This window comes from Velazquezella soli (assembly GCF_977018685.1).
On record NZ_CDRNXF010000005.1, the window covers coordinates 516,135 to 526,747 of the forward strand.

The window sequence follows — 10,613 nt, forward strand, 5'->3', positions numbered from 1 at the left end:
CTTAAGCAGCTGTTCGAATACCTACGGGTGCAGGAGCAGCAATGCACATCCATTGATCTGTTACATACCGTAAATTTTGGGCGACTGGCCCTATACTCTGGAGGTATGCCGCCATCAGAGAGATTGGCACCTTGGGGAGAGAGAGATGCATCCGGCCGAAACGTTCGAACTGGTTTTCACCCTGCTTCTCGCGATCCTCGCCCTGCACTGGTTTGCCGAACGCGCCAAGCTTCCGCCGTCTGTCGCCCTTCTCGTCGGCGGCGGGGCCCTGGCCTTCCTTCCCGGACTGCCGGTGATCGAGCTGGATCCCGAGCTGGTTCTCGTGCTTTTCCTGCCGCCGCTCCTGATGGACGGGGCCTATTATACCGCGCTTGCCGCCTTCCGCCGCCACAGCGCCGGCATTCTGTCGCTGGCCATCGGCGCGGTCGTCTTCACCACCCTGGTGGTGGGACTTGTTGTTCACTGGCTGGTCCCGGCGCTGCCCTGGGCCGCCTGTTTCGCCCTTGGCGCCATTGTTTCGCCACCGGATGCCGTCTCGGCACGGGCGGTTCTGCAGCGCGTGAAGCTTCCCCGCAGGCTGACAACGCTTCTCGAGGGTGAAAGCCTCCTGAACGACGCCAGCGGCTTGGTGCTTTTCCGCTTCGCTGTCGCGGCAGCCTTGACGGGAAGTTTTGATGCCGTGGATGCGAGCCTCGAGTTCGGCTTCCTGGCGATTGGCGGCGTCGTGGTCGGCGCCGTCGTGGGTGGGGCCTGGACCTTCCTCCTCCGGCGGCTGGGCGACGAGACCCTGATGATCCTCGCCTCCCTGATCCTCGGCTGGGCCGCCTATCTGGCTGGCGAAGCGGTCCACGTCTCGGGCGTCATCTCCACAGTCACCGCGGGCCTGGTTTTCGGCTGGTACCAGCACGTCGTCTTTACCGCGAGCGTTCGCATCCGCGCCAGCGCCTTCTGGCACGTCATGGTGTTCCTGATGGAGGCCATGATCTTCATCCTCATCGGTCTTTCGCTGCGCGGCGTGCTGGAGCGCGTCGGGGGATTCGAGACTGTCCTTGCCACCATGGCGGTTCCGGTCGTGGGCGTGATCGTCGCGATGACGCTGGCGCGTTTCGTCTGGATCTTTGGCTGTGACGCCGTTCTTGCGCTGCTCAACCGGATCGGATTTTCCATCGACGACCCGCTCGGCCCGAGGGCCGCGACGGTGATGAGTTGGGCGGGCATGCGTGGCGTGGTCACCCTCGCTGTTGCCCTGACCGTCCCCGAAACAATGCCAGGTCGCGACCTCATGCTGGTCGCAGCTTTCGCCGCCATTCTCGTCACTGTTCTTCTCCAGGGGACGACGCTTGGGCTGGTTATCCGCGCGGCGAACCTGTCTGATCGGGGCGTGCGCCCGGCATTGAGCCTTGCACAGGCGGAAGCGGCGGTCGCAGCAGCCCAGCTCGTCGCCGTCCGGTCGCAGGCCTATACCGACGACGGAACGCTTGCCCACCCGCGATTGCTCGAGGGCTTCCAGCGGCGCGCCGACCAGGCATTCCAGAACGCGGACGATGAAGACACTTTCGTAGACGAGATCACGGCCCACTACGACCTCGTCCTCGAGGCGGTAAGGGCCGGCCGGGCCGAACTCGTGCGCCTTCATCGCGCCCACCAGATCAGTGACGAAACGCTGCATGACCTGGAGCGGGACCTCGATCTGGAAGAGCTATCGGCGACAGCCGCGAAATCCCTCTGACATGGCGCTTGCGGCGTTTACCTCTGTCCAACGTGCTGGACTTAGCGTCCTGCTCGTGTCCCTTCTGATGCCGGAGCCCATGACTTAAAACGAGCGCATCACCGGCGATCGACTGCAAATGAAGGAACTATGGTTTTGGAAATCGGAATTGACAGTTTTGCGGCAACCGTCAAGGGTGTCAGCGCCATGGATCGCATGGGTTTCCTGCTCGACGAGATCGAGATGGCCGATACGTCCGGCCTAGACGTATTCGGCATTGGGGAGCACCACCGCGGCGACTATCTCGACAGCGCACCGGCCGTCATCCTTGCCGCCGCCGCCGCGCGGACGAAGTCGATCCGGCTGACCAGCGCGGTAACGGTGCTTGGCGCCGCAGATCCCGTCCGCGTCTTCCAGGAGTTCGCGACGCTGGACCTCATCTCGCGGGGACGGGCTGAAATCGTCGTCGGTCGGGGATCCTCGATCGAGGCCTATCCGCTGTTCGGTCTCGACCTCAACGACTACGATGCCCTGTCGGAGGAAAAGCTGGAACTGCTGCTTGCCCTGCGCGACGAGACCAATGTGACATGGTCCGGCCGGTTTCGGGCGCCACTCGACGGCCAGGGTGTCTACCCACGTCCTGCCCAGCCGAAGATGCCCATATGGCTCGGGGTTGGCGGCACGCCGCAATCCTTCGCCCGTGCCGGAATCCTCGGTCTTCCGCTGATGGTGGCGATCATTGGCGGGGAATTCCGGCGGTTTCGATCGCTGGTCAATCTCTACCGGGAGGCCGGAGCACGCGCCGGGCACGCGCCCGAAGCACTGCGCGTCGGCATTCATGCGCTCGGCTTCGTGGCCGAGACGGACCGCGAGGCGGAGGATCGCTTCTTCCCCGGCTGGCAGGCGATGTTCACCAAGATCGGCCTCGAGCGTGGCTGGGCACCGTCGACGCGCGCGCAGTTCGACAACCTGGTTCGGCCCGGCGGCGCGTTCCTCGTCGGTGATCCCGATACGGTGGCGGCAAAGATCCGGCAGACGTCCGAAGACCTCGGCGGCATCGACCGGCTGACGTTCCAGATGAGCTCCGCGGCAAGCGACCAGCCGGCGATGCTGCGGTCGATCGAAATGCTCGGCCGCGAGGTGAAGCCACGCCTCTCGGCCTGAGCAAAAGGTCGTTTCTCAAAGCGACGGTTGCCGAGGCGGCCTTTCCGTATCCGCCGGAGGAACGGCGATGAAAATGCGGGTTCCGACCTACTGAGCCAAAAGGCGCCTGGTCCGTCGGTTATCCGCACGCTTTGCAGGCGGCGTTCAGCCTGAGACTCGGTACCTTTGCGCAAAGTGCGCGAAGGCCGAAACCTGTTTTTCCAGGAAGTGACGCGTGTCGGCGTCGGTCAGTTCCAGCGTTTCGCTGTGCACCTTGGCCGCCACATGCCCGATCATGACCTCCGGCTTGTTGAGAACGGCGGCATCCAGATAAACGAGGATCTGTCGGAGATGATACTGGGCCCTAGCGCCGCCGAGCATGCCGGCTGACGCCGTTTGGATGGCCACCGGCTTGCCGGCAAACGGCTGGTTCGGCAGGCGCGAAAGCCAGTCCAGGGCGTTCTTGATGCCACCGGGAACCGAGTAGTTGTACTCGGGCGTGACGATGATCACGCCATCGGCAAGACGGATCGCCTCACCCATCGCCGTCACCTCCGCAGGGAAGCCTGCCGCCTGCACATCCTCGTCGTAGAGCGGGAACGTGCCGACCGAGCCGAGTGCCGTGATGGTCACGCCCTCGCGGGCGAGAGACGGCAGGGAGCGAGCGATTGCAGCATTGTAGGATTTATGACGCAGGCTTCCGAGAAGGGTCACGAAGTGCAGCGGCTTAGGTTGGGACATGAAGGCTCCAAATGAGAATGCTGACGAAAAGCCGGGTCAGACGAGGTCGGAATCCGGATTGACCACTTTCGGCAGCTCGATAATGAGATAGTCGAGAAAAGCGCGCACCGATGGCAGCACGTAATCCCGGAACGGCAGGACGGCGGTGATCTCCGCCTTGCCGGCCAGCCATTCCGGCATGACCCTTTGCAATCTGCCCTCAGCCACGTCTTCCCGGCAGATGTAACCGGGAAGCGCCGCGATCCCGATGCCGTCTGCCGCAGCCTGTTTCAGCATGATCAGGTCGTTGCCCGCCATGCGTGGCTGGACGGAAAGCACCCGGTCGCCGATCACGGGATGGCTGAGCTTCCACACCGTTGCCTGCCCGGGACGGTGCATCGCCAGAAGGTCATGTTCTGAAAGCTCGTCCGGTGTCTTCGGTTCGCCACGACGCTCGATATAGCGCGGCGCTGCGAAAATGAACCAGGGCGCCGGAGAGAGCGTCCGCTGCACCAGGGCCGAATCGGTCATCTGCCCCTCGTGAGCCCGGATCGCGAGATCGAAAGCGCCGCCGACGATGTCCGTCTGCTCGTCGCCCGTGTGCTGGACGAGCTGGATTTTCGGGTGGTCGATCGCGAACTGCGGTATGATCTGCCGCAGGACATAGACCGAGGTCGCGATCGCCGTCGTGAACTTGATGACCCCCGTCGGCTCCTCCAGCCTCTGGCGCACCGCGTTCTCCGCGATGTCGGCGTTTCGAAGCATGACAAGCGCGTGGCGATAGAAGAGAGTGCCCGCTTCGGTCAGCGTCTGCACCCGTGACGTTCGATTGATCAGCCGGACGCCGAGGGCGGCTTCAAGCTGCTGCAGCCGATGGCTGAGTGTCGACTTCGCAACGCCCGTGCTGCGGCTTGCAGCTGTCAGGCCGCCGCTGTCGACGACCTGGACGAAGGTACGGAAATCATTGAGGTCGAGCACGGGTTCAGTCCCTTTACGAGATCGGCGCAAAGACCGCCAAAGGCCGTTTTTTGATGGGCCAATTCCAAGGAGACCACGACCAGCATTAGAGAGACGCCCTGACAAGCGCAACCCCGAGATGATCGGCCAGTCCTCTAGATGCCGCCGCAAACGCCGAGAGGTTGATCCCCATCACCACCTCCGAATCGATCCCATCCACCGGGACGAACGACGCCTCGAACCGGATGCTGGCTTCATCGGCGCTCTCGCCGGGACGAACCAGGATCTGGTTCGTCTGGGCGCTGACCGGGATGGGAAACGTCACCATCTGGTAGGAGAGATGACGCGCCCCGTCATCACTGGATATCAGCAGCTCGCGGACGGTCGTCCCGTCGGTCGTGACCAGCTCCCGTTCTCCGTCGGCGAGCAGACGGCTTTCACGGGCAATCGGGTTCCACGAGGCGACCGCTGCGAAATCGCGAACGACGGACCAGATCCGTTCCGGCCTTGCGGCAAGGGTCGCGGTATAGACGGCGACGTAGCTCTTGCTCATACCCGTGCTCCACCGTTGGCCAGAACATGCTGCCCCGTCAGCCAGCGTGCCTGGTCGGAAGCCAGGAAGGCGACGACATCGGCGATCTCGTCGGGTTCGCCAAGGCGTCCGAGTGGCGACCCGGCCGCAATCCGGTCACGCTCTTCCTGCGGCGCATCCTTGATGAACTCGGTGTTGGTTGCGCCGGGCATGACCGAGTTGACGGTAATCCCGCGGTGACCCAGCTCTATCGCCAGAACCTCGACGATCAGCTTCGATCCGGCCTTCGAGGCCGCGTGCAGGCCCATGCCCTGTGCCGTGAACGCGGTGGTCGAGGTCGAGATGTCGATGATCCTTCCGCCGTCCCGCACCCGCTTGGCCGCTTCCTGGAGCACGAAGAACGAGCCCTTGGCATTGAGACCAAAAATTCGGTCAAAATCCACTTCCCGGACGTCGACGACCGGCACGCCGATGAACGGCAGCCCGGCATTGGCAACGACGATATCGAGGCCGCCGAAGGCCGTATCGACCTCGTCAAACAGCCGCCGGATGTCCGCCATATTGGCTACATCGGCCTGAAAGGGACGCGCCACGCCGCCGGCCTCCTCGACGGCCCGCACCGCTTCCGCCGCTTCCTCCGGACGGCTGCGATAATTGATCGCGACCGTTGCGCCCTCGCGGCCGAGCCGTTCGCCGATCGCCCGGCCGATGCCGCGCGATGCTCCGGTGATCAGCGCCACCTTGTCTTTGAGAGATGTCATGAGAATGCTCCTTCGTACGTGGGCGATGATGGGCGAGACCGTCGGCTTGACCGTTCGGTCCGATCGGCTAGGCGAGGATGCGTGCGGCGATTCGCTCGGCGACCATGATGGTGGTGACGTTGGTCGGAACCGAAGGGATGTCTGGCAGGATGGAGGCGTCGACGACGCGGAGGTTCTCGGTGCCGCGCACGCGTCCGAAGGCATCGACAACGGCTGTCTCGTCGGTGTCGGCCCCCATTGGAACCGTTGAGGTCGGATGCTGGTAGGCCGCAATGTTGGCGGTGATGTTGGCGCGCAGGTCCGCGTCGCTGTGCACGCCGTCTCCCGGGGCCATCTCGTGATCAACCATGCCCACGAAAGGAGCGGTTCCGCCGATTTGGCGGGACAGCTTGACCGCCTCCACCATCCTGTCGAGATCGCTCGGGTCGTCGAAGAAATTGTAGTGGATGCGCGGCGCAACGCGCGGGTCTCGCGAGGCCAGGCGGAAGCTGCCGACCGACTTTGGCAGCGTCACCGCAGCCGCGAGAACGATCGCGCCACCCGTCGGGCTCGCCTTCGGGTCGATGAAGTGGGTCGCGGATATCTGGAGGTCGAGATCGCCGCCGGTCGCTGCCGATGAGCCCGTCCAGACAAGCGCACCGGCTGCGGGGCTCATGGCCCTGTCGGAGGCCTTCAGTGCGTAGACGTTGTAAAAGAACGGATGGTCCTGGAGACGGGAGCCGACCGGCAGGTCCGCCAGGACAGGGATCTCCAGCGCGCGGAGATCGCCGGCAGGCCCGATGCCGGAGCGCAGCAGCATGGCCGGGCTTCCGAACGCCCCGCCCGACAGGATGATCTCGCCGCCGGTCAAAACCTCTCCCGTCACCAGCCGGACGCCGGTGGCCCGATTGCCGCTGAAGACAACGTGATCCACTTCTGTCTCGCCGCGGATGGTGAGGTTCGGGCGGGCGCGAACCTCCTCGGTGAGATAGACGATGCCGGTATTCATCCTCCTCTCGTCGACGACGTTGAGCGGATAGGCCCCTGCCCCGTCCGCAGCCGCGCTGTTAAAATCCGAAACGTCAGCCAGACCCAAGGCCCACGCGGCGTGAACGAAGCCGCGAGAGGACGCGGTCAGTTCCTCGAGGGTTCGCTGCCGGACCGGAAAGGGGCCGGATCGACCATGCAGGGTATCGTCGCCGGTCGGGGTGTTTTCCAAAGCCTTGTAAGCGGCCGACACATCGTTCCAGGACCAACCTTCGATCCCGCGCGCCGCCCAGCGTGCGAAGTCGGACGGCCGTGCCCGCATGGCGACCGTACCATTGACGGCGGAACTGCCACCGACGACCCTGCCCCGCGGCAATGGAATGTCATGGCCGAGCTTTGTCGTGTCGTCGCTGTGATAGTGCCAATCGAAATCCGGAGTCCCCACAGTGCCGGCATCGGTCAGGCTCTGCGGATAGGCGCTCGGCGCGAAATCAGGCCCCGCTTCCAGCAACAGTATGGTGCGATGAGGATCGGCGCTGAGGCGCGTCGCAAGCACCGCTCCGGCGGACCCACCTCCGACGATGATCACGTCGACCGGTGGCGCTTCGGCATGGGCGTGCGCCAGGCCGATCAGGACAGCGCCCGTTGCTTTGCCGCTTCCAGCCATGAAACGTCTCCTCGTCATTGCCACTTGCGTGGAATTTGTCCCTGATGGAGCGCTATGAGCGCTTCAGACGACGCTCCACTCCTATTTCAGGGAAGTAGCGAATACGGGATTGTGCGAACAGCGGGCCCATCCCGGAAGCTGCGTTCAACAGGATGGACGACGCACACCGACGACGTGACGACGCCACGAAGCTAGGCCAACAGTCTGAACTGAGCAATGCAGTGCTTGACGACCGAATTTGAGGCGCAAGGCGGAGGCATTTCCGCTGTCGGTCAGGAGCGGTAGATTCTTACCCGGTGCGACAGGCCGGCGCTGTTCGCCTCCATTTCAGTTGGAGCGTCCTCGGGATCGCTTAGGTCTACGCGACCTCAAATGTAACCTTGGCGTATGCGCCACCGTCAGGATTGTTTCCGACCTCCAAGCGGGCATTGTGGCCTTCCGCAATCGCTTTGACGATCGTCAGACCAAGCCCTGAACCGCTTGTGCCACGACCGCTGAGCCTCTCGCTTCTCCAGAACATGTCGAAAGAGGAGTGCTGCGCATAGTCTGGTAGTCCTGGACCCTTGTCCTGGACAGAAATGAACGACCGCCCCGTGTCATCCACCCCGGTATGAACATCGATCGGCCCGAAATTGCCCGCGTATCGCCGTGCGTTTTCCAGAAGAGCGAGGATAGCCTGGCGGAAACGGTCCGGATCGATCATTGCCGGTGCGGGCGCAAGGTAGGTTCGGAAATTGACATCACCGCCTGCGGAGATCTGGAACAGGGTCACCGTCTCCGAAGCATGCAAGGCCAGGTCGGTCGCCATGGTCGCGGTCACAAAGTCGATCGTGCCTGCCAGTGAGAGCGTGTTCAGCTGGTCCACCAGCCGCGACATGCCCCGTGTCTGCGCCAAAAGCGCACGCAACTGGGCTTCGCTGGCGGGAATGACGCCGTCAGTCATGCCTTGCAGATTGCCCTGCAGCACCGTCAGTGGTGTGCGCAGTTCGTGGGCCACCGCGCGCGTGTTGAATTTCAGGCGGGTCTCCAATGCAAGCAACTCGCTCGCCATGCGATTGATGGTGATCGCAAGCGTTTCGACTTCCTTGGTTGCGCCCGGTTCGACCGTGACCTGAAAATCGCCCTGCCGGATCTTTTCGGCTGCGGCCGTCAGGCGGGTGAGCGGCGCGACGAGCCTGTAGGCCAGGACGACGCCAATGCCGCTGCTAAACACGATCAGCAGAAATCCGAAACCTAAAACACCCTCGACAGGGGACGCCTCGGTCGCCTCTTCCAGTGTCGGATAGAGCGGAGCGAGTGCCGCGAGATCGCTCGGTGCGGGCATCTCGCCATTGTTGATGCTGACCCAGGCACGTTTCGCATCGGGGGGCAGCGCGTCCAGTGCCGATAATTCGGCATGATCGATATACCAGTCGGTCAGGATATAGAGGAGCGCGATGGTCATCAGTTGAATGACGGAAACCAGAGCCGCCGTCAGTGTTGATAGAGCCGGTCTAGACACCTGTCGACCTCGCGAAACGATAGCCTATCCCGCGCACGGCAACGATAAAGCCGTCCAGGCCGCAACTCGCCAGCTTTCGCCTGAGGTTGGCGATATGCGTATCGACGGTTCGATCGAGCGCATCGCTTTCGGGCATGCACGCGTCCAGCAAGGATGCTCTTTCGAAGGTCTTAAACGGCGACCGGACGAAACAAACGAGAACGCGAAACTCCGTTGCGGTCAGCGGCAGTTCGACCCGGCCTTTGTCCGTCGAGGCAATCGCGATGTGGGACTCCAGCTGAACCTCGACCCCGTCGTGCCGGACAACCTCATGAGCGCCAACGCCTCTGGTGCGCTTGAGGACAGCGCCCACCCGCGCCACTACTTCCTGCGGGTTGAACGGTTTGGTGACATAGTCATCGGCGCCGAGCTTCAGGCCGAGCAACTTGTCGGTACTGTCATCCATCGCCGACAGGAAGATGACCGGCACGCTCGAATTTGCCCGGACCCTCGCCAGAAGATCGAAGCCATCGATGTCAGGCAGGCCGATATCGAGCAGGATCAGGTCGGGCTGCAATCTCTGGACATGGGTGAGAGCCGTAAGGCCTGTCGAAGCCTTTACCGTCCTGTAGCCGGCTCTTGCGAGATATTTTTCAATAAGGGAAGCAATCTCTTGGTCGTCCTCGACGACCAGCACGAGCGATGAGATCATCGTCAAACTCTCTGACTTTGACATGCTCTTCTCCGGTTCTCGGTCAAATCTTGATAATCCGGCGAGAGAACGTGGTCCTCACATAGGAACCACCCATGGACGCAACTGATCTCAACCACGTTCAAAAAGCAAATCCGAAGACCGTTGAAGACGAAGCACACCGTTTGCTTCCAGAGGCGCTTATGCTTCTGGGTTTTGTATCGCTGATCTTTGCAACTGTGCCGGAAATCGACCTGATCGTCAGTCGTTATTTCTGGGATCCCATCGCGGGCTTCGCTTTCGAGGAAAACAGTTTCCTCATTGCGTTTCGTGACCTCAACAGGCTTCTGCCTTGGGTCGTGATCGGGTTTGCAATCGTGCTTTTGCTTGCAAGTCCTTTCCTCAGGAACCCGAAATACTCAGCCGCACCGCATAAGTTGTTATTCGTACTGACGTTCTTTGCAGCAGGTCCGGGGCTGGGCGTTCAAGTCATCAAGATGCTGGTCGGGAGGGCGCGTCCAAGAGCACTCGACGAATTCGGCGGCAGTGCGATCTTTACCCCTCCGTGGCAGCTCACCGACCAATGCGTCAGGAATTGTTCCTTTATCTCGGGAGAGGCCGCAAGCGCCTTTGCGCTGCTCACACTTGTCGTGTTCGTCACCCCCAGACACCGGACAACTTATCTCGCAGCGGTCGGCATTGTCGCGGCAGCCTTCTCATTCAACCGAGTGATGTTCGGAGGCCACTTCCTCTCGGACGTGGTGATTGCCTGGAATGTGATGTTCGTTCTGGCCGTGCTCCTCTGGCAATCGTTTTCTCAAAACGCGCCTCAGATCGACGCACTATTTAAGAGAGATCCGTGCCGAACGTAAGTCTTCGTCGAGATCGCATCAGAGCGCGGAGCTAGGTCAAGCCAAATCCGATCGTGCGTCAGTTTTCACACACTGCGTTGGTTGCAAGGACGAACGACACCGGCCGGCGTCGCGGC

10 protein-coding genes are annotated in these 10,613 nt (G+C 62.3%); 3 read left to right on the forward strand and 7 right to left on the reverse strand.

Annotation, left to right across the window (positions count from 1 at the left end):
- The first annotated feature begins 145 nt into the window (after positions 1-145).
- Together AC0JZ8_RS22820 and AC0JZ8_RS22825 are read left to right on the forward strand one after the other, a co-directional pair.
- Positions 146-1,729 (forward strand): Na+/H+ antiporter, encoded by a 1,584-nt coding sequence (locus tag AC0JZ8_RS22820; protein ID WP_471893651.1) that lies wholly within the window; start codon positions 146-148, stop codon positions 1,727-1,729.
- 135 nt (positions 1,730-1,864) lie between these two features.
- Complete coding sequence (locus AC0JZ8_RS22825) at positions 1,865-2,872, forward strand: Atu2307/SP_0267 family LLM class monooxygenase (RefSeq protein ID WP_092663498.1); 1,008 nt, start codon at positions 1,865-1,867, stop codon at positions 2,870-2,872.
- Positions 2,873-3,016: 144 nt separating this feature from the next.
- Here the strand turns inward: AC0JZ8_RS22825 and AC0JZ8_RS22830 are convergent, their stop codons facing one another.
- The 7 genes from AC0JZ8_RS22830 to AC0JZ8_RS22860 form a co-directional block, all read right to left on the reverse strand.
- A complete protein-coding gene (locus AC0JZ8_RS22830) occupies positions 3,017-3,592 on the reverse strand; it encodes an NADPH-dependent FMN reductase (protein WP_113111348.1) in 576 nt (191 codons plus the stop codon).
- 36 nt (positions 3,593-3,628) lie between these two features.
- Entirely contained in the window at positions 3,629-4,549 is a 921-nt protein-coding gene (locus AC0JZ8_RS22835; protein WP_471893652.1) for a LysR substrate-binding domain-containing protein, read from the reverse strand.
- An 85-nt stretch (positions 4,550-4,634) separates the two neighbouring features.
- The gene (locus tag AC0JZ8_RS22840) at positions 4,635-5,081 is read right to left on the reverse strand and encodes an SRPBCC family protein (RefSeq protein ID WP_471893653.1); all 447 of its coding nucleotides are present in this window, start codon (positions 5,079-5,081) and stop codon (positions 4,635-4,637) included.
- Positions 5,078-5,821 carry an SDR family oxidoreductase gene (locus AC0JZ8_RS22845; protein WP_471893654.1) on the reverse strand — a complete coding sequence of 248 codons (744 nt, stop codon included), beginning with the start codon at positions 5,819-5,821 and terminating at the stop codon, positions 5,078-5,080. Before AC0JZ8_RS22845 ends, AC0JZ8_RS22840 begins: the two co-directional genes overlap by 4 nt.
- 67 nt (positions 5,822-5,888) lie before the next feature.
- Positions 5,889-7,454 (reverse strand): GMC family oxidoreductase, encoded by a 1,566-nt coding sequence (locus tag AC0JZ8_RS22850; protein ID WP_471893655.1) that lies wholly within the window; start codon positions 7,452-7,454, stop codon positions 5,889-5,891.
- A gap of 358 nt (positions 7,455-7,812) precedes the next feature.
- Positions 7,813-8,955, reverse strand: a complete 1,143-nt coding sequence (locus AC0JZ8_RS22855; RefSeq protein ID WP_471893656.1) for an ATP-binding protein — start codon at positions 8,953-8,955, stop codon at positions 7,813-7,815.
- Positions 8,948-9,646: a response regulator transcription factor gene (locus AC0JZ8_RS22860; protein ID WP_471893868.1), complete on the reverse strand. Its 699-nt coding sequence runs from the start codon at positions 9,644-9,646 to the stop codon at positions 8,948-8,950. Before AC0JZ8_RS22860 ends, AC0JZ8_RS22855 begins: the two co-directional genes overlap by 8 nt.
- A gap of 95 nt (positions 9,647-9,741) precedes the next feature.
- Between AC0JZ8_RS22860 and AC0JZ8_RS22865 the strand changes: the two genes are divergently transcribed.
- Complete coding sequence (locus AC0JZ8_RS22865; RefSeq protein ID WP_062460072.1) at positions 9,742-10,497, forward strand: phosphatase PAP2 family protein; 756 nt, start codon at positions 9,742-9,744, stop codon at positions 10,495-10,497.
- Positions 10,498-10,613: the final 116 nt, after the last annotated feature.

Coding starts and splice junctions, on each gene's coding strand:
- AC0JZ8_RS22820 (WP_471893651.1), top strand. CDS start 146: ATGCATCCGGCCGAAACGTTCGAACTGGTTTTCACCCTGCTTCTCGCG.
- AC0JZ8_RS22830 (WP_113111348.1), bottom strand. CDS start 3,592: ATGTCCCAACCTAAGCCGCTGCACTTCGTGACCCTTCTCGGAAGCCTG.
- AC0JZ8_RS22840 (WP_471893653.1), bottom strand. CDS start 5,081: ATGAGCAAGAGCTACGTCGCCGTCTATACCGCGACCCTTGCCGCAAGG.
- AC0JZ8_RS22845 (WP_471893654.1), bottom strand. CDS start 5,821: ATGACATCTCTCAAAGACAAGGTGGCGCTGATCACCGGAGCATCGCGC.
- AC0JZ8_RS22850 (WP_471893655.1), bottom strand. CDS start 7,454: ATGGCTGGAAGCGGCAAAGCAACGGGCGCTGTCCTGATCGGCCTGGCG.
- AC0JZ8_RS22860 (WP_471893868.1), bottom strand. CDS start 9,646: ATGATCTCATCGCTCGTGCTGGTCGTCGAGGACGACCAAGAGATTGCT.
- AC0JZ8_RS22865 (WP_062460072.1), top strand. CDS start 9,742: ATGGACGCAACTGATCTCAACCACGTTCAAAAAGCAAATCCGAAGACC.